Origin of the sequence: Nicoliella lavandulae, assembly GCF_037546185.1 — a bacterium.
Lineage (GTDB): Bacteria > Bacillota > Bacilli > Lactobacillales > Lactobacillaceae > Nicoliella > Nicoliella lavandulae.
The window spans coordinates 1,238,130-1,256,856 of sequence record NZ_JAWMWH010000001.1; the positions used below are offsets into that span (position 1 = coordinate 1,238,130).

Consider the following 18,727-nt stretch of genomic DNA (forward strand, 5'->3'; position numbering starts at 1 on the left):
GCCTCCTTGGATTATTATTTAGCAGTGTTATCTAAGATACTCCCATCTTCTTCTAGGTTGAATTGAACGTTATTTTCGATCCAGTCCCGTCTAGGAGCTACCTTATCACCCATTAGCGTTGTCACGCGCCGTTCTGCTAGTTTGGCATCATCAATGTGCACTTGAATCAACGTTCGCGAACTAGGATCCATGGTCGTTTCCCATAGTTGATCGGCGTTCATTTCACCAAGTCCTTTGAACCGTTGTAAGCTATAAGGCTTTTTGAATTGCTTGGTTACCTTTTCCATTTCATCATTGGTCCAGGCATAGGCGATCTTGTCTTTTTTACCCACTTTCTTTTGCACCTTGTAAAGTGGTGGTAAGGCAATGTAGACCCGGCCAGCTTCGATCATTGGGCGCATGTACTTGTAAAAGAAGGTTAATAACAAAATTTGAATATGGGCCCCATCATCATCGGCATCGGTCATGATGATGATCTTGTCATAATTAGCATCTTGGATGTTGAAATCAGAGCCTACGCCAGCGCCCACGGTATAGATCATGGTGCTGATTTCCTCATTTTTCATAATGTCTGGTAACTTGGCCCGTTCGGTATTTAAGACCTTACCACGTAACGGTAAGATGGCTTGATGCTTACGATCCCGGCCCTGTTTAGCAGAACCACCGGCAGAATCCCCTTCGACTAAGAACAATTCATTCTTAGAAGCATCTTTTGATTGGGCAGGCGTTAGTTTGCCAGACAATAGCCGTTCTTTTTTACGTTTCTTATTACTACCACGACTTTCATCCCGGGCTTTCCGGGCTGCATCACGCGCTTGTTGGGCCCGTAAGGCTTTTTGGACTAGTTGTTGGGCGAACTCACCATTTTCCATGAGGAAGTAGCCTAAGTGTTCGCTCACGATACTATCTACGATCGAACGGGCCTCAGGTGTTCCTAACTTACCCTTAGTTTGACCTTCGAATTGAAGGAGTTCTTCTGGGATCTTCAGTGAAATGACGGCTGAGAGCCCTTCACGCACGTCACTACCGTCCAAGTTCTTATCCTTGCCCTTAATTAAGCCGACCTTTTTAGCATATTCATTGAATGCCTTAGTCCAAGCACTTCTAAAACCAGATTCATGGGTCCCCCCATCCTTGGTCCGCACGTTGTTAACAAAGGACAACGTATTTTCTGTATAACCGTCATTATATTGAGCAGCAACATCAACTTCAATCCCATCCTTTTGTCCGGAGAAGTTCATAACTGGTCCAATGGTGTGTTTACCCTCATTTAAATAGTCAACGAATTCCGCAATTCCTTGTTCAAAATGAAACTCATCATGTTTAGCGGGAGTCTTCCGTTCATCCGTTAAGGTGATTTTGATTCCCTTAAGCAGGAATGCCGACTCGCGTAACCGTTCTTTTAACGTGTCGTAGTTAAATACGGTGGTGGTAAAAATGGCTGGATCTGGTTTGAAGGTCACCGTAGTCCCACTGTGTTCCTTGGTCTTGCCAAGGTCTTTTAGGGTCCCTACTGGATGGCCACCGTTCTTGAACGTCTCAGTATACTTATGCCCGTCACGAACAATGGTAACTTCTAAGTTAGTCGATAGCGCATTTACCACACTCGACCCCACTCCGTGTAGTCCACCGGAGGTTTTGTACCCCCCGTTTTCAGAAAACTTACCCCCGGCATGTAATACCGTTAGGATAACTTCGGGCGTTGGTTTACCAGATGAATGCATTCCCACTGGCATCCCCCGTCCATGGTCAACAACAGTCAAACTATTATCGGGATGGATCGTCACATTAATTTCGTCACCATAGCCGGCTAATGCCTCATCAACGGCATTATCAACGATTTCATATACCAAGTGATGTAATCCGGTCCCATTAGTGGATCCAATGTACATCCCTGGTCGTTTACGAACGGCTTCTAGCCCCTCCAATACTTGAATGGAGGAATCATCATATTCTTGTTTTGATTTAGCCATTATGAGAAAACTCCTTTATCTTACAATCTACAATCTATATAATCATAACTTATTTATTTAACTTTGCAAATTTTTATTCGAACAAACGTTCTGATGGGATGTGGTATAATAATTGAGTAATTAAAACAAATTTAAAATACTAGCAGGATTTGATTAGTCGCTAGTAATCGATTTTACCATTTACTGGGGGTTTCTTTTTGAAAATTACAGTCCTATTAATAATAGCATACTTACTAGGTTCCATTCCGAGCGGAATTTGGATCGGTAAATCTTTTTTCAATGTTGACGTTAGAAAGCATGGTTCTGGTAACATTGGAACTACGAATACATTTCGGGTCCTAGGTCCCATTGCAGGCTCGATCGTTTTGTTCATGGACATTGCTAAGGGATCACTGGCTGCAGCATTGCCGTTGTTATTCAATATTAATTTTGGCAATATTCATTTGACCGAATTAATTTTTGGCTTGTTCGCAATCATTGGACATACCTTTTCCATCTTTGACCGCTTTAAGGGTGGTAAGGCGGTAGCCACTAGTGCCGGGATGCTTTTGACCTATAATCCAATTTTGTTCATCTTAGCGACATTAGTATTGATCTTAGTATTGTACTTAAGCAGTATGGTTAGTTTAGCTAGTTTGTGTACGTTCGTTTTCGTGACGATCGTAGCACTAGTTATCCATGATTATCTACTGGCGACCATCGCAATTATTCTAACCATCTTCGTGGCATACCGACACCGGCAAAATGTCGCTCGGATTATGCAGGGCAATGAGAACTTAGTCCACTTTGGGATTAAATATAAGCATCAACAAAATCAATAGTCAAAATAATTAAAGACGCTTACCAAATTGGTGAGCGTCTTTTTTACTAGTTAATAAACGGTGATGTCGTATTGAGCATTGTAATGCTCACCCGCAGCTAGCTTATCAATGGCCTTTTTGTGCTGCAATTGGCCATCAGCATTTACATCATCAGCAATCCCCCACCATGGTTCGATACACACGAATGGAGCATCCTTATCATACTGTGACCACAATCCAACGTACTTAGCATTGTTCGTCGTTAGTGTAACGCCATGCTCAAATTCATGGCGCTTAGCTTCAAAGGTAACTTTAACTGGTTGTTCATTTAAAGCTAAGATCACTGCATCGTCCTTAAAGAGGTCGCGTTCGATGGGCACTGGGGATGAAAAATCAATTAATTTTTCATCTTTGGCAGCACTTAATGAGTTCTCTAGTGGGATTCGATCGAACTGCTTAGCTGGATCAACACTGATTTGATAGTCATCAAAGGCATGTGTTGATGAAAGAGGGATGTTGAATGCGGGATGAGCGCCCACAGAAAAGAACATTTCACGTTGGTCATTATTAATCACTGTTAAGTTGACCCTAACGGTCTGTTGATCAAGGGTATATTTAACTAGCAATGTAAAATCAAATGGAAACATTGTTTTAGTTTCTGAATCAGCAGTTAATGCCATGGTAATAGAATCATCTGTTTGTTCATGTAACTTAAATTCCATATCACGAGCAAACCCATGTTGTCCTAATGAATACTTTTGACCATTATATTCATATTGGTCATTTTTTAGGCGACCAACGATTGGAAATAAAACGGGTGCATGCCGCCCCCAAAACCGACTGTCAGCTTGCCAAAGATATTCAATGCCATTGGCACCCTTAACACTGCTTAATTCAGCACCTTTCGAATTAACCTGAATTGTTAATTGACCATTTGATAAAGTGAATACCATGCTATCATCCTCATCTATACTTAGAATTATAAATCTATTCTAGCAAAAAAATCGGATTAAATCACTAAAATGGTTAATTAAAGGATGAATTGAGATAGATTTTGATCCTTGGCTAAGTGGCCGACCTTTTCTTCAACATAGTGTTCGGTAATGGTAATATCACCCATTTCCATGTCTGGGCCTTCAAATAATAGGTCTTCTAATAGTTTTTCTAAAATTGTGTGTAATCTTCTAGCTCCGATGTTTTGAACATCCCGGTTAACATTAAATGCAATTTCAGCGATTTTTTGGATTGATTCAATGGTGAAGGTCACCTTAATGTTATCAGTTCCAATCAGCGCAATGTATTGCTTAATCAAGGCATTATTAGGCTTAGTCAAGATATTGACAAAATCTTCTTTCGTCAATGAATCTAGTTCAACTCGAATTGGGAACCGCCCTTGTAATTCAGCAATTAAATCACTAGGCTTACTTTCAGCGAATGCACCGGAAGCAATGAATAACATGTGGCTAGTATCAACCAATCCATACTTAGTATTAACGTTGGATCCTTCAACGATTGGTAAAATATCTCTTTGAACTCCTTCACGAGATACTTCCCCCTTGTTCTTAGATTGACCTCCAACAATTTTATCAATTTCATCAATAAAAATGATTCCAGTATTTTGAGCGCGGTCAATGGCTTCACGATAAATATCAGCATCATTAACTAATTTTTCGGACTCTTCTCTGATCAATACATCCCGGGCTTCAGAAACCTTTAGATGAGCTTGAATTTTGCGCTTAGGCAACATGTTACCGAGCGTATCGTTTAAATCAATCCCCATTTGGCCTAGCATATTGTTTTGCTTAGAAACTGATTGTTTAGGATCGTCCATATCAATTGTAACCATTTTATCTTCTAGTTGGCCTAGTTCTAATTGCTTAAGGACTTGTGCTCGTTTAGCTTTAACTTCATCACTAACTGGTTCAGGTTTAGGTTGTTCTAAATTATCTGGCATTTGGCCCTTTTGTAATTTATTTAGCATGTCCATCATGCTCTTCATTTCATTGGTTTGGTTCTTCTTTTGATTATCATCTGGAACTAATAACTCAGCTAAGCGTTCGTTAGCTTGCTGTTCAGCTTGTCCAGCAACGTCTTTAAACCGTTCTGCTTTAACCGTTTGAACTGCGTTTTCAACTAAGTCCCGCACCATTGATTCTACATCACCACCAACGTAACCCACTTCAGTGAACTTAGTTGCTTCTACCTTCACGAATGGGGCGTTAACGATTTTAGCCAATCTTCTAGCGATTTCGGTCTTCCCGACCCCGGTTGGTCCGATCATTAAAATGTTCTTAGGGGTAATATCTTCTTGCATTGCTTTTGATAAATGCATTCTACGGTATCGATTGCGTAATGCAACGGCAACGGCCTTCTTAGCATCATTTTGACCAATGATGTATTCATTTAGTTCTTTAACAATTTGTTTTGGGGTCTTATCGATTGCTTCCATGTAAATCCTCCTCGATTATAATTCTTCTGAAATAATATTATGATTAGTAAAGATATCAATACTACCAGCAATATCAATAGCAGCTGTTGCAATTTCTCTAGCTGACATGTCTTGAGCATGATGTTTCATACCCATTGCAGCTGCTAATGCGAAATTACCACCAGAGCCAATTGCTAGGATATCATCATCTGGCTCAATTACTTCACCAGAACCAGATACTAATAATAGGTCCTTCTTATCAGCAACGATCAACAAAGCTTCTAGCTTTTGTAAGGCTTGATCACCACGCCATTCTTGTGCCAACTTAACGGCAGCTTGTTTCAAGTTTCCACTGTATTCCTTTAATTTACCTTCAAACTTAGATTCCAAATTAAAGGCATCGGCAACGCTTCCAGCAAATCCAACGGCTACCTTGCCATCATAAATCTTTCTGACCTTGTGAGCGGTCCCCTTCATAATTACTTTTTCACCCATTGTTACTTGGCCATCCCCGGCCATTGCAATGTGTCCGTTGTGTCTTACTGCACAAATTGTGGTTGCATCAAATTTTACTGTCATTTTAAATCTCCTTATCTAATTATCAGAACGTGGGAAAAACTTATCATAATTTTTTAGTAGATTTTCCTTTGTAATGTGGGTATAAATCTGGGTCGTAGATAAACTGCTATGGCCCAGTAATTCTTGAACACTTCTTAAGTCCGCACCGTTGTTGAGCATTTCAGTAGCGAACGTGTGACGAAACATATGCGGATAGATATTACTATCTAGTGAGCTATTTTTCAAGACTGCATCTAAAATATATTCAATTCCACGAGCAGTTAATGGGTTGCCGATATGATTAATAAATAAGTAATCATGCTGACGATGATATTTATTCATAATTGGTCGACGCGCTTTTCTAATGTATACAACTAATGCTTGGTATGTTTCGTGGCTAAACGGAACATACCGTTGTTTATTCCCCTTACCAATTACGTCCATGATCAAATTATCAAAATCAATTTTCGTAAGAGTCAGATTAGCACATTCACTTACCCGTAACCCGGTACTAAATAGTACTTCTAGTATAGCAAGATTTCGTGGAATTAAGGCTTCATTAGTTCCATTTCGTGCGGACTTAAACAATTCTTTAATCTCATTCGGATATAAAAATTTGGGAAGGCGATTCGCCTTCTTTTTTAAATGAATATATTCGAACGGTTGCTTCTCAGCTAAATCATTTTTAATTAAATAGTTGTAAAAGGAGCGAATTGAAGAAATCTTACGTAAGATGGTATTTCGTTCATCGTGTTTATGATTCAAATAATTTAAGTAATTTTCAACATCAATTTCATTGGCATCTAAAAGTGAGCGTTCTTGTTTACCAACAACTATTTTTTGATATTCATTTAAATCATTGATATATGCACGAATGGTTTCAGTTGAGTATTGCTTTTCAATTTGAATGTGTTCAATGAATTTGTTGATTAGTTCTTTGTTTTTCATTTTTTCACCTTGGTTAAAGTAAAATAATACGAATTACGATTAAAATAAAAAGGAATTACCTTTTTAGATAATACCCTTTATTTTTGTACTGGTTCTTCATAATCACCATTTGGACAAACGACTTGAACGCCGCCCTTAATTTTCTTTTCAACTAGGAAGTGACCATCTCGTGGACAGTCACGGCCTACTGGTTTATCCCAGGTAACGAAGTCACACTCAGGATATCTAGAACAACCATAAAAGATCCGGTTCTTCTTTGATTTCCGTTCGATGACCTGACCCTTCTTACACTTAGGACAAGTAACCCCAATTTCTTTGACGATTGCTTGTGTATTACGACAATCTGGGAAACGAGAACAAGCGTAAAACTTACCATAGCGCCCCATTTTTATTACCATTGGCGCTCCACAGATTTCACAATTAAAGCCAGCCGGTTCATCTTTAATTTGAATACTTTCCATGGTCGTTTCAGCATGCTTAACCTCTTTGGAAAATGGTTCATAGAATTGATCAATCACTTTGACCCAATTTTGCTTAGCTTCTTCGATTTCATCTAACTTGGATTCTAAATCAGCCGTAAAATCAATATTGATGATATCTGGGAAGTACTCTTCAATAATATCATTAACGATTTCACCTAATTCGGTCGGTTCAAAGCGCCGGCCCACAAACTTAACGTAGTAGCGCTTTTGAATCGTCCCTAGGGTTGGTGCGTACGTAGAGGGCCGACCCACACCATTTTCTTCTAAGGCTTTGATCAAATTAGCTTCACTGTACCGAGCAGGTGGTTGCGTAAAGTGTTGATCTGGATTGGTCTTTGTTAACTTAGCATGATCACCTTCGTTTAAATCTGGTAGATCATTATCTTTTTCACGCGTTCCATAGACCTTTAAGAACCCAGGGAACTTCAGTTTAGATCCGTTAGCTCTAAATTTAACCCCATTTTGTTCTAGATCAACAGTCATCGTATCCATTACTGCTGGGGTCATTTGACTCGCCATGAACCGCGACCAAATCAATTGATATAGTCTAAACTGATCACGATTCAAGTATTCTTTAACGCTATCCGGGGTCCGGAAAATTGAAGTTGGTCGAATGGCTTCATGGGCATCTTGCGCCCCTTCCGGTAGTTTACCCTTTAGTGGCTTGTTGGCCGCATACTCTTCCCCATAGTTTTCATGCAAGAACGTGGCTGCTTCATGCTTTGCAATTGCAGAGATTCTAGTCGAATCAGTCCGCATATAGGTAATTAGCCCTTGATTGCCTTCCTTACCTAAATGAATTCCTTCATATAGTTGTTGGGCAGCCATCATAGTCTTACCAGTTCTAAACTTTAGCTGTTTATTGGCAACCTGTTGCATTGTACTAGTGGTAAACGGTTGTTGGGGTTGGCGCTTACGTTCCCGGCGTTTAACACTCGTAATATCAAAATCTGCGTCACGGTCTAGCTTGCCTAATACGGATTGGACTTCATCATTATTGTGTAATGCTGCCTTCTTCCCGTCAATGCCATAGAAACTGGCTGCAAACTTAGCTCGGCCCTTTTTAAAGTCACTGTCAATTGTCCAGTACTCTTCGGGCACGAATTTTCTAATTTCACGTTCACGTTGAATGATCAACCATAGCGCGATCGATTGAACCCGACCGGCACTAAGGCCCTTTTTAACCTTCTTCCACAATAGTGGTGAAATTGAATATCCCACAAGGCGGTCTAAGATACGCCGTGCTTGTTGGGCATCCACTAAGTTCATGTCAATGCTACGGGGATGGTTAAAGGCTTCTTTAACGGCATCCTTAGTAATTTCATGAAAAGCCACCCGATTATTATCGTTAATATCTAACCCTAATAGGTGGGATAAATGCCAAGCAATCGATTCTCCTTCACGGTCCGGGTCAGATGCTAAGTAGATGGCCTTTGCCTTTTTAGCTTCCGAACGGAGCATCTTAATCGTATCACCTTTACCACGAATTGAGATGTAGTGGGGTTCAAAGTTATTTTCAATGTCCACTCCCATCTTACTCTTTGGTAGGTCCCGAATATGCCCCTTACTTGCGATCACTCGATAGGTGCGACCTAAATATTTTTCAATTGTTTTTGCTTTCGCTGGTGATTCAACAATCACCAATTTTTTCTTAACTGTTCGTTTACGTTTCGATTTGGAACTCTTTGTCTTTGTAGTCATTAAATAATCCCTCAATCAAATTATTCATTTTTTTCGATAAATCTCTCACATAATATTGCAGTTAAGTGAATGTGTCAAATTAAAAATCTTCTAAAACGTCATCAGCAGTCAAAATTGGCTTGGCACCTTCAGCAATTAATTCATTGCATCCCACCGACAGTGGATGCCCAATGGGGCCCGGGATTGCCATCACGTTTCGATTGTTTTGTAACGCTAGGTTTGCGGTGATCAAACTCCCCGATTGCTTAGCGGCTTCCACAATAATAATATTATGAATCAACCCAGCAATAATGCGATTGCGTTCTAAGAAGTGATGCTTTCGCACACTCACCCCTAGTGGATATTCAGTCAATAATAAATGTGAATGGGCAATCATTGCCTGTAAATTAACGTTACTCCGGGGATAACAATAGTCTAAACCGGTCCCAATTACAGCAATGGTCTTACCACCATTTTTCATTGTTAACTCATGACTAAGTCCATCAACGCCCATTGCTAGCCCAGATACAGTGACGATTTGATGTTGGATCAACGGCGGTAAAATGGACTGAATCGCAATTCTAGCGTAATTCGAATTACGACGACTTCCGACCATGCCCAATAGCTTATGCTTCGTTAACCCTAAGTTTCCCTGATAGAACAATACTACTGGTGGAAACGCAATTTCTAATAATAATGCCGGATAGTCGGCATCCAAAATGGTCGTATATTGACACATTTGTTCATTTAGTACAATATCTGATTCTATCTGTGCACTTAAAAAACTAGCTTTAAACTGTGCTTGGTTACTCTTACGAATTTGGGCAATCCTTATCAGGTCATCAACTGTTAAATCAACCGCTTGTGTTGCTGATTTAATGGCTAATTGATTAATCATCCACTGATAAACACGATTTTCACCACGGAAACTAATTCCCCGACAAATTCTTAACTTTAATAATAATCTTCTTGCTTGCATATCAATCCATCCCTTCGATTTAAGAAAGATACGCAAACTAATTATTTTTCCATTATTTTTTTGACGGGGGCAAAACTAATTCGATGAATTGGTGTGGCACCATATTGTTTTAATGCTGCCAGATGCTTGGCAGTCCCATATCCGGCGTTATGGGGAAAGTCATATTCTGGATATTGAAGTGCATATTCATCCATTAAATGATCACGATAGACCTTAGCCAAGATGCTAGCCGCAGACACTGAAATACTTTTGGCATCCCCCTTGATCAAACGGGTCTGTGGAATGGGGACATCAATTTGCATTGCATCCACAATGATGTGTTCTGCTGGAATCATTAGTCCATTGACCGCATCTTTCATTGCTAATCGCGTTGCCTCATAAATATTGACATCATCAATTACGTGACTATCCTGTACGCCAATGCTAGTAGCCAATGCTGCGTCCTTGATCAATGGTGCCAATTCAGCCCGTTTTGCAGGCGTTAGTTGTTTTGAATCATTAACCGCTAATAGATCAAAGTCAGCCGGGATGATTGCCGCTGCTGCCACTACGGGCCCAGCTAAAGGCCCCCGACCCACTTCATCTACTCCTGCCACATATCGAACACCTTGATGCCATAATTCACGTTCATAGTGAAATCGGGCTTGAAAAGCGGCTCGTTGATCAATTAGTGCTTGGATTTGCTTCAGACGTTGCTTTAAAGCTGATTGTACCCCTTTGCGTGGATCTGATTTTAATTGTACTAATCGTTCATCATTTTTAGACGTAATTCTCGCTAACTCGGCTTTGATCTCTTTAATTGTCTTCGTCATTTTTAATCAAGTCCATTGAATCTAGGGTAAAGCGCCCTAGTTTATTCTTACGCGCATCTTGAATGATTCGGACCGAAGCACGATCATAGTCATCCTTCATGCCGATTTTTTTAGTAATTTGTAATAATAAATCGACCGTACTTAATTCTAGATCAGCATCACTTAGGTGGTAGCGAGCCATTAATTCTTTTGAGCGATGGGTCCGAAAATAATCTAGTGCAAATAATGCAATATCATCACTTGCATACAAATTATCCTTAATGGCCCCGGTCAACGCAAGCTTGTTCGCAATTGCTTGGTTCTGAAATTTTGGCCATAAGATTCCTGGAGTATCCAACAGTTCTAGTTGTTTACTTGAACGAAGCCACTGTTGACCCTTAGTCACTCCTGGTCGATTGCCGACTTGCGCCGCCCGTTTCTTGACTAATCGATTCAAAAGCGTAGATTTACCAACATTGGGCACCCCTACACAAATTGCCTTAATTGGCCGAGGCTTCATTCCTTTAGCCTGTTCAGCAGTTAATTTAGGTTTTAGGATGTTTAAAGCCGTTTGCGTAACTAATTTATTCGCACCATTTTGTTTTGAATCAACTGCAATCGCAGTATAGCCATGGTGGTCGAAATAGTCGATCCATTGTTTAGTTAAGTTTGGATCAGCCAAGTCCGCCTTAGTTAAAATCAACAAGTGGGGCTTATCAACACCAATCCGGGCTACTTCCGGATTCATTGAACTAAATGGTGCTCTAGCATCGATCAATTCAAAAATAATATCAACTAAGTGGACATTTTCTTCAAATTGGCGAATCGCCTTGGCCATATGACCTGGAAACCATTGAATATTTACTCCCATTTTTTCACCTCATTATAATTTAATCGCGATAGTCTTGAAACCTACTCCACGCATCATCAAAAATTGTCATTGACGGCAAATATGAGCCGTTCTCCTCTAGATACTTAGAAATCGTATCAAAGTCTGCTGTGTTTTTTGGAAACGAATGGTCATAAAAAGCATTATTCGCAAATTCAGCAATTGGCTCATAGCTTTTAGGATTACGTTCAGTCATTAAATATTGATAAAAGCTTTGTCCCATCATCGGCCTCCTTTAAACTACGACTGTTTTTGATAAGTTTCGAACGTATATGGATATTGGTTCTTAGCGTCTGGTGCATAGTGAGTCTGTGAAACTAATTTAAACTTGTGATAATCAATCGGTGGCATCTTAGTATCTCCATCGATAGCTGCATCGATTACCGTTCGATATAGTACATCAACATAAGGCAGCAGGGCTTTAAATACCTGCGCTCCACCCACTACGTAGACATCATCACCATTTTCCCGATAGTCAGCTAAAAACTGGTCTAAACTATTAAATACCACCACTTGGTCATCAAATTCACTTTGATCATGATTAGTTAAAACCATGTTGATTCGTTTCGGTAGTGGTCGGCCGAACGAATTATAAGTGGAACGACCCGCTAAAATGCGGTGATTGATCGTGGTTTCCTTAAAGTGGTGCATATCAGCAGGCATCTTCCAGGGCAGACCCCCGTGATTACCAATCGTTCCATTTTTAGACTCCGCCCATACAAATGCAATCATTATTGTTCTCCTCTTCTAAACGGCTACGGGGGCCTTGATGGCAGGATAGCTATCATAGCCAATCACTTTAATGTCATCCATCCCATAGTCAAAAATACTGTGCTTATCTGGATTCAACCATAACTTAGGACTAGGCTTAGGGGTCCTAGTCAATTGTTCTTTTACCTGTTCAATATGGTTGGAATAAATATGTGCATCCCCTAGGGTGTGTACAAATTCACCCGGTACTAGTCCCGTTTCCTTAGCAATTAAGCAGGTCAATAATGCATAACTAGCAATGTTAAATGGTACACCTAAGAAGATATCGCCACTTCGTTGGTATAATTGACAGCTCAATTTACCATCATTAACGTAAAATTGAAATAAGGTATGACAAGGTGGTAATGCCATTGATGGTACGTCTTCTGGGTTCCATGCAGATACGATCATGCGTCTAGAGTCGGGATGGGTCTTAATGGTTTCAATCACGTTTTTAATTTGATCAATTGACTCCCCATTCCGCGTTTGCCAATGCCGCCATTGACTTCCATAAACATCCCCTAAGTTCCCAAACTGGTCTGCAAACTGATCATCAGTTAAAATTCGTTCACAAAACCGTTGCTTCTCAGCCTGGTATTGTTGATTAAATTTAGCATCAACTAAGTGCCGACGACCAAAATCAGTCATATCAGGACCCGTATAAGCATTTGACTTAACATAATTAGCAAATGCCCATTCATCCCAAATGTGATTATGATGCTCCAATAAGAACTTAATATTGGTATCACCATGTAAGAACCATAGTAGTTCGCTTTTGATCAACCCAAATGGGACTTTTTTAGTTGTAAGTAAGGGAAAGCCCTCGCTTAAGTCAAATCGCATTTGATATCCAAACGTACTGAGCGTCCCAGTTCCCGTCCGATCTTCTTTTTTATGGCCATGCTGTAGTACATAACGCTCTAAATTTAAATATGCATCTTCTAACATTTGATTGCTCCTATTCCGCGTATTGGCTAAGGTATTCCCACCGCTTCATTTTAGTCTCTGAATCTGATTGAACTTGATTTAGTTCTTTTTGCAATTTCGCTAGTTTTTCAAAGTTATCACTGTGTTCGATCATCAATTGTTCGATTTCTGATTGGCGTTGGTCAAGGGCTTCAATTTCATCCTCAATCTTGCCGTATTCAATTTTTTCGGCGTAGGTCAGCTTAGTTTTAGTATTCTTAGCTGGTTTTGAATCTGGTTTCGATTGTGGTTTAGCTTCTTTATCATGAATCTTGGTTTCTTTTTTAGGATGATTTAGGCGAGCGTCTAAATAATCAGTAAAACGACCAACGTGTTCCTCAATTTTACCATTGCCCTCGAAGAAGAAGAGGCGGTTCGCAACTTTATCCAAGAAATAGCGGTCATGGGAAACGGTAATGACCGTTCCACTAAAGTGTTCAATGTAGTCTTCTAAGACCGTTAACGTTCCAATATCCAAATCATTGGTCGGTTCATCTAGTAGTAATACATTCGGTTGTTGCATCAATAGTTTCAATAGATACAACCGCCGCTTTTCACCACCAGATAATTTACGAATCAGTGTTCCATGCATAAACCGGGGGAAGAGGAATTGTTCTAATAATTCAGTGATGCTAAGCTCATTTCCCTGGTTATCAGTGACGTGTTGACCCACGTCACTGAGGTAGTTAATGACCCGCTTATCTTCTGGGATGGGTTCAGTTTGTTGAGTATAATATGCCATCTTGACGGTTTCACCAATGGTCACTACTCCTGAGTCTAACGGTAGTCGACCAGCAATTACGTTCAAGAGACTTGATTTTCCTGCCCCATTTTCACCACTGATTCCAATGCGTTCATTTCCCTGAACTAACATATTAAAGTCATCCAAAATGACCTTACCACCTAATTTTAAATAGGCGTTTTCCACGTTAATCACTTTTTTACCCAATCGTTGTTGCCCCAGTGAAATATCAACATCTTGATCTAATTGCAGATGATTAATATTGGATTTAATATCGTTAAAGCGGTTGATTCGGGCTTGTTGTTTGGTAGAACGGGCCTTAGCACCCTTCCGCATCCAGGCTAATTCTTGTTTGTACAACCGTTGCTGCTTATGTTCAGCATTAACTGCCCGGTCGACTCGATCTGCCTTTTGTTGGACATAATCCTGGTAGTTTCCTTGATAGGAATAAAGCTTACCAAAGGATAATTCCCAAATATTATTTACGACCCGGTCCAAGAAATAACGATCATGGGTAACTAGGACCAATGAACCTTTGTACTTGGAGAGGTATTCTTGCAACCATTCAATGGAGTCAAAATCCAAGTGGTTCGTTGGTTCGTCTAATAGTAATAAGTCGGGGGCTTGAATCAACACTTGAGCTAGGCCAACCCGTCTTTTTTGACCTCCGGAAAGGCTGCTGACCTTTTGTTGCATATCGGTAATTTTAAGTTGTGTCAAAATGGTCTTAACATCATTTTCAGCGTTCCAAGCATCTTCTTCATTCATTTTAGCTTCGGCATCCATGTATTGCTTTTGAACTTTGGGGTCTTCTGGAGCAAAGGCGTATCGGTCCAACACTTCTTCATAGTGTCTGATGGTTTCGAATACGGCTTGACTGCCGCTAAATACTGCATCTAGGACTGTTAGATTTTCATCTAGTTCGGGATGTTGCTTTAAATACCCGATTGTGTATGACTTCGAGGTAATAATATCACCACTGGAATCGGTATCTTGCCCAGATAAGACGTTTAGGAGGGATGTTTTTCCACTTCCGTTCGTTCCAATCAATCCAATTCGATCTTGTTCGTTAATAATAAAATTAAGGTCCTTGAACAGTGTTTTTTCACCGTATGTTTTTGTAAGTCCCTCGGCTCTTAATGTTTGCATTTTACATTCGTCCCTTCTAACGATTCAATAATCGTTTGGCAGTTGCTAATAACTGGGATTGATCATTTTGGACCGTCCCATTAATAACCGCTAGTTTTAACTCCTTTAACACCCGTCCTAGATCAGGGCCTGGGTTCACAACCCCACTCTTGATCAAAACGCCTCCGTTGATTGCTAATTCATGGTCATCCTTAATAGGAAGTTGTGAATATGCATGTAGCACTTCTTGATCATCAATGTTAATGCCAATTGCATTGGCGACAGCTAGGCTATCTTTTAATCGTTCAGCACCCGTATCAAATAATACAACTGAACTTAATTTATGATCACGAAAAGCATTGACCGCTGGTGTAATTTTTTGCGTCGCACTAATCGTTTGATTAGCAGCTTTCCATTGCTTTAACATTGCAGCAATTTGATTCCGCTGTAAACCAAACATAACGCTTAAAAGTCCCCATACCTGATTTTCATTAGCTAGCTTAAAGTTTGGTAAAGCAATCATTGTTTCAATTGCTGAACGATAGTCATTGAACACCGGTACATATGCTACCATGTTAGTATTTAACATGTCTTGAAGGCCCCGTTGGGGTTGAGAGCCTAGCATCATCTTAACGAACTCAGTGTTAATTCGTTCTACTGCAATTTTAGCTAATAATTGACTATGGCGACTAATCGCATCCATCGTATTAGGATCAATTGCAAAGTTTAATTTACTGGCAAAGCGCACCGCGCGCATCATCCGTAATGCATCTTCGTTAAAGCGGGTATCTGGATTTCCCACTGCTCGAATTAAATGATTCTTTAAATCGGTCAAGCCATCGAATAGATCAATGACCTCACCGTTTTCTTTCATCGCTAACGCATTAATGGTAAAATCGCGACGCTTTAAATCTTCTGGCAACGAGCGAATAAATTCGACCTTATCAGGTCTGCGATAATCTTGATATCCAGACTCAGTCCGAAACGTTGTTACTTCATAGCCATTACCGTGGTCTAACACCATTACCGTACCATGCTCAATTCCAGTATCAACCGTTCGTTTAAATAACGCCTTTAGTTCGGCTGGATACGCACTGGATGCAATATCCACATCATGAATTTTAAGTCCCATGATGGTGTCACGGACACTTCCACCCACAAAATAAGCTTCGTATCCTGCATCTTCGATTGTTTGTAATACTGGCCGCGCATTTTCAAATTCTGCCGGTAAGTTAGTTATCTTCATTTTTAACGTCCCCATTCTAAAATACTACTATCTAATGTTACCAAAAATTGAGCTATTTTCATATTTTATTTTTAGGGTTTGTTTTTGCTTAGTTAAAGTAAGAAACTATTAATAACTAATTAACTTTAATTCAAATTTTACCCGCTAACTAATCATTGTGTGTTAAAATTAAGTTAATGTAAAAATGTACAAACTGAGGTGACTCTATGACTACTAATAACTATCCATACCAAGCAAATTTTGAAACCTATTTAAAACAAGTTGCACTCGCCCCCATTACCATTAGTGAATACTCTTCGACCTTGATTGATTTATTCGAGTACCTATCGAATTTTAATCATGGCTACCAAAAAGATCATCGGGTAAATCAATTATATGACCGTGATATTCAACAGTATATGAACATGTTGGTCAGCGAACGTAACATTACCAATACGACCTATAATAAGGTCTTATCCCACCTAAACATCTATTTTAAATACTTGTTCAGCCATGACTTTACACAAAAACTCCCTACCCTTAATTTAAAGGGTAAGGAGCGTCAATTACCATCGTCTGTGTCCCTCAAGTGGTTAAAGGAACTGCCTAACATTATTACTGATGACCAGGTTCATATTTATACTAGATTAGTGTTATTGCTGATCAGCAAAGGCTATAGTATCAAAGAATTCTTACAACCCGGATTTTATAAGGAATTCGAACAAATTAAGTGGCAAGGGTTCGAACAACCATTTATTAATCAATTTAAGGCCTTCATCGAACCAATTCAAGTGCGCCAATCCAGTCCAGATATTTTCTTAAAGCAACGATTTGCTGGTGATCCACACATCACATTAGCGGGAATTCATAAATATCTCAAACCAGATGAAAAGAAACTTGGCATGCCCCTTAAACCATCCCAATTATTCCAAAGTTACGTAGTTGATTACTTCTTAAAGCATCCGGATCTATCAGATACTAAACTATCTAGTAACTTAAGACTGGATATGGTGTCCGTACTATACTATCACCAATTGATTCACAAAATGAATCATTAATGATATTCGCGATAAATATCATCCATATCGGCATCGGTCGGTTCAATGGTAAGGTATTTCTTAAGTAACGGTAACATCGTATCAATTTGACCAATTGAACGGTAAAATAATGCCGCTTCCTTTAGAAAATCAGGTTGGTCATCAAATGACTTAGCCGCCAATTGGTAATAAGTTTGGGCATGCTCTAAGTCCTCTTCTTCAGCATATGAGGTAGCTAAGTTCCATGCTAATTGTGGATCCACCGCATGGTCTTTAATGTATTCATTTAAAAACGCAATATTATCATCATATTGTTCATCTTGGACTAATAGATTAGATAGTTTGATCACTAAGTTAAGATCATCTGGTGCCACATGGTGGCCTTTACGATAATATTCTTCAGCCTGTTGATTTTCGCCCAATTTAAGGGCCACATCGCCGGCTTTAATCCACAAGGTCTCATTATACTCATCGACCCCTAAACCCTCTTGAAAGACGCGTAATGCGTCTTTTTCTTTATGCAATTTTTCAAGGGCTTCTCCTAAGTATGGATAAAGGGTGGGGTAATCGTGATCACTGTCACGTAAATCTTCAAAAACTGCGATAGCTTGCTTATATTCTTTCAATTGTAAGTAGGTGAACGCCGTTTCGAACTTCACATCTGGGGTCATATCAATTAACTTAATTTGTTTTAAGTAGCCAATCGCATGACCAAACCGCCCTGCATTCGCGTATGCAACTCCAATTCGTTCCACTAAATTAACAGCAGATAATTCAGTAATCCCTTGTTTGATCAAGTTTAAATATAATGGAATTGCTTGATCGAACTCACGCATTGAAAAGCATAGCTCAGCTAATGCAAATGTGATTACGTTTTCATCCGGCGCTAGTTTTTTAGCAGCTAGTAATTTTTGCTTACTGACTTCAAACAATCCTTGGGTTTGGTATAAATCAGCAGCAATCATCAAGGATTGAACGTAACTAGGCGAGTCTGGCTTAATTTCACTCAAATAGGATAGTGCTAGATCATTTTGATCTTCACTAATGGCGATTTCTGCTAAGTTCGCCCGTAGTTCATCTTCGTCTGGGTATTTTTTCAATAATTGTTGATAAATTTGTTGGGCTTGGTCTAAAAAACCAAGTGAGTATAGTTCTTCAGCTAGTGAAAATAATAAGTCATCACTATCATTACTAAGCGCTAGTTTAAACGTCTGATTAAATTCATCTAGTTTACCAGCTTCTAATTGTTGCAATGCATCTTGAGAATAACTATTCATTAATGGCCCCTCCTCAATGTTCAATAAATCAAAAAAGCCAGTCCGACGAACGTCGCACTGGCTTATGTTTTTTA

17 protein-coding genes are annotated in these 18,727 nt (G+C 39.6%); 2 read left to right on the plus strand and 15 right to left on the minus strand.

Features of this window, described 5'->3' with window-relative positions:
- Window positions 1-14: 14 nt before the first annotated feature.
- A complete protein-coding gene (parE, locus tag R4146_RS05655) occupies window positions 15-1,973 on the minus strand; it encodes a DNA topoisomerase IV subunit B (RefSeq protein WP_339960447.1) in 1,959 nt (652 codons plus the stop codon).
- A gap of 197 nt (window positions 1,974-2,170) precedes the next feature.
- Between parE and plsY the strand changes: the two genes are divergently transcribed.
- The gene (plsY, locus tag R4146_RS05660; protein ID WP_339960448.1) at window positions 2,171-2,794 is read left to right on the plus strand and encodes a glycerol-3-phosphate 1-O-acyltransferase PlsY; all 624 of its coding nucleotides are present in this window, start codon (window positions 2,171-2,173) and stop codon (window positions 2,792-2,794) included.
- 50 nt (window positions 2,795-2,844) lie between these two features.
- Here the strand turns inward: plsY and R4146_RS05665 are convergent, their stop codons facing one another.
- From R4146_RS05665 to R4146_RS05725, 13 genes are all read right to left on the minus strand, one after another.
- Window positions 2,845-3,726, minus strand: a complete 882-nt coding sequence (locus R4146_RS05665; protein ID WP_339960449.1) for an aldose 1-epimerase family protein — start codon at window positions 3,724-3,726, stop codon at window positions 2,845-2,847.
- 77 nt (window positions 3,727-3,803) lie between these two features.
- Window positions 3,804-5,222: an ATP-dependent protease ATPase subunit HslU gene (gene hslU, locus R4146_RS05670; RefSeq protein WP_339960450.1), complete on the minus strand. Its 1,419-nt coding sequence runs from the start codon at window positions 5,220-5,222 to the stop codon at window positions 3,804-3,806.
- 15 nt (window positions 5,223-5,237) lie between these two features.
- Entirely contained in the window at window positions 5,238-5,780 is a 543-nt protein-coding gene (gene hslV / locus R4146_RS05675; protein WP_339960451.1) for an HslVU peptidase proteolytic subunit, read from the minus strand.
- A gap of 15 nt (window positions 5,781-5,795) precedes the next feature.
- Window positions 5,796-6,707 carry a tyrosine-type recombinase/integrase gene (locus R4146_RS05680; protein ID WP_339960452.1) on the minus strand — a complete coding sequence of 304 codons (912 nt, stop codon included), beginning with the start codon at window positions 6,705-6,707 and terminating at the stop codon, window positions 5,796-5,798.
- Between the two features lie 77 nt (window positions 6,708-6,784).
- A complete protein-coding gene (gene topA / locus R4146_RS05685) occupies window positions 6,785-8,890 on the minus strand; it encodes a type I DNA topoisomerase (protein WP_339960453.1) in 2,106 nt (701 codons plus the stop codon).
- A 79-nt stretch (window positions 8,891-8,969) separates the two neighbouring features.
- The gene (dprA, locus tag R4146_RS05690; RefSeq protein WP_339960454.1) at window positions 8,970-9,848 is read right to left on the minus strand and encodes a DNA-processing protein DprA; all 879 of its coding nucleotides are present in this window, start codon (window positions 9,846-9,848) and stop codon (window positions 8,970-8,972) included.
- Window positions 9,849-9,889: 41 nt separating this feature from the next.
- The gene (gene rnhB, locus R4146_RS05695) at window positions 9,890-10,660 is read right to left on the minus strand and encodes a ribonuclease HII (RefSeq protein WP_339960455.1); all 771 of its coding nucleotides are present in this window, start codon (window positions 10,658-10,660) and stop codon (window positions 9,890-9,892) included.
- The gene (gene ylqF, locus R4146_RS05700; protein WP_339960456.1) at window positions 10,644-11,510 is read right to left on the minus strand and encodes a ribosome biogenesis GTPase YlqF; all 867 of its coding nucleotides are present in this window, start codon (window positions 11,508-11,510) and stop codon (window positions 10,644-10,646) included. Before ylqF ends, rnhB begins: the two co-directional genes overlap by 17 nt.
- Window positions 11,511-11,529: 19 nt before the next feature.
- Window positions 11,530-11,751 carry a YozE family protein gene (locus R4146_RS05705; RefSeq protein WP_339960457.1) on the minus strand — a complete coding sequence of 74 codons (222 nt, stop codon included), beginning with the start codon at window positions 11,749-11,751 and terminating at the stop codon, window positions 11,530-11,532.
- Between the two features lie 17 nt (window positions 11,752-11,768).
- Entirely contained in the window at window positions 11,769-12,260 is a 492-nt protein-coding gene (locus R4146_RS05710; protein WP_339960458.1) for a dihydrofolate reductase, read from the minus strand.
- Window positions 12,261-12,275: 15 nt separating this feature from the next.
- Entirely contained in the window at window positions 12,276-13,226 is a 951-nt protein-coding gene (locus tag R4146_RS05715; protein WP_339960459.1) for a thymidylate synthase, read from the minus strand.
- A 10-nt stretch (window positions 13,227-13,236) separates the two neighbouring features.
- Window positions 13,237-15,135 carry an ABC-F family ATP-binding cassette domain-containing protein gene (locus R4146_RS05720; protein WP_339960460.1) on the minus strand — a complete coding sequence of 633 codons (1,899 nt, stop codon included), beginning with the start codon at window positions 15,133-15,135 and terminating at the stop codon, window positions 13,237-13,239.
- Between the two features lie 16 nt (window positions 15,136-15,151).
- On the minus strand, window positions 15,152-16,360 hold the full coding sequence (locus R4146_RS05725; protein WP_339960461.1) for a CCA tRNA nucleotidyltransferase: 1,209 nt from the start codon (window positions 16,358-16,360) through the stop codon (window positions 15,152-15,154).
- 206 nt (window positions 16,361-16,566) lie between these two features.
- Between R4146_RS05725 and R4146_RS05730 the strand changes: the two genes are divergently transcribed.
- Window positions 16,567-17,397: a phage integrase N-terminal SAM-like domain-containing protein gene (locus R4146_RS05730; protein ID WP_339960462.1), complete on the plus strand. Its 831-nt coding sequence runs from the start codon at window positions 16,567-16,569 to the stop codon at window positions 17,395-17,397.
- Here the strand turns inward: R4146_RS05730 and R4146_RS05735 are convergent.
- Window positions 17,394-18,653, minus strand: coding sequence for a tetratricopeptide repeat protein (locus R4146_RS05735; protein ID WP_339960463.1), 1,260 nt, complete (start codon window positions 18,651-18,653; stop codon window positions 17,394-17,396). The genes R4146_RS05730 and R4146_RS05735 overlap by 4 nt on opposite strands.
- Window positions 18,654-18,727 lie beyond the last annotated feature (74 nt).

Excerpts from the sequence above, each read along its gene's own strand:
- R4146_RS05730 (WP_339960462.1), top strand. The coding sequence starts at position 16,567 with ATGACTACTAATAACTATCCATACCAAGCAAATTTTGAAACCTATTTA.
- R4146_RS05715 (WP_339960459.1), bottom strand. The coding sequence starts at position 13,226 with ATGTTAGAAGATGCATATTTAAATTTAGAGCGTTATGTACTACAGCAT.
- dprA (WP_339960454.1), bottom strand. The coding sequence starts at position 9,848 with ATGCAAGCAAGAAGATTATTATTAAAGTTAAGAATTTGTCGGGGAATT.
- ylqF (WP_339960456.1), bottom strand. The coding sequence starts at position 11,510 with ATGGGAGTAAATATTCAATGGTTTCCAGGTCATATGGCCAAGGCGATT.
- rnhB (WP_339960455.1), bottom strand. The coding sequence starts at position 10,660 with ATGACGAAGACAATTAAAGAGATCAAAGCCGAGTTAGCGAGAATTACG.
- R4146_RS05725 (WP_339960461.1), bottom strand. The coding sequence starts at position 16,360 with ATGAAGATAACTAACTTACCGGCAGAATTTGAAAATGCGCGGCCAGTA.
- R4146_RS05665 (WP_339960449.1), bottom strand. The coding sequence starts at position 3,726 with ATGGTATTCACTTTATCAAATGGTCAATTAACAATTCAGGTTAATTCG.
- R4146_RS05705 (WP_339960457.1), bottom strand. The coding sequence starts at position 11,751 with ATGGGACAAAGCTTTTATCAATATTTAATGACTGAACGTAATCCTAAA.
- R4146_RS05680 (WP_339960452.1), bottom strand. The coding sequence starts at position 6,707 with ATGAAAAACAAAGAACTAATCAACAAATTCATTGAACACATTCAAATT.
- R4146_RS05735 (WP_339960463.1), bottom strand. The coding sequence starts at position 18,653 with ATGAATAGTTATTCTCAAGATGCATTGCAACAATTAGAAGCTGGTAAA.
- R4146_RS05710 (WP_339960458.1), bottom strand. The coding sequence starts at position 12,260 with ATGATTGCATTTGTATGGGCGGAGTCTAAAAATGGAACGATTGGTAAT.
- parE (WP_339960447.1), bottom strand. The coding sequence starts at position 1,973 with ATGGCTAAATCAAAACAAGAATATGATGATTCCTCCATTCAAGTATTG.
- hslU (WP_339960450.1), bottom strand. The coding sequence starts at position 5,222 with ATGGAAGCAATCGATAAGACCCCAAAACAAATTGTTAAAGAACTAAAT.
- R4146_RS05720 (WP_339960460.1), bottom strand. The coding sequence starts at position 15,135 with ATGCAAACATTAAGAGCCGAGGGACTTACAAAAACATACGGTGAAAAA.
- topA (WP_339960453.1), bottom strand. The coding sequence starts at position 8,890 with ATGACTACAAAGACAAAGAGTTCCAAATCGAAACGTAAACGAACAGTT.
- hslV (WP_339960451.1), bottom strand. The coding sequence starts at position 5,780 with ATGACAGTAAAATTTGATGCAACCACAATTTGTGCAGTAAGACACAAC.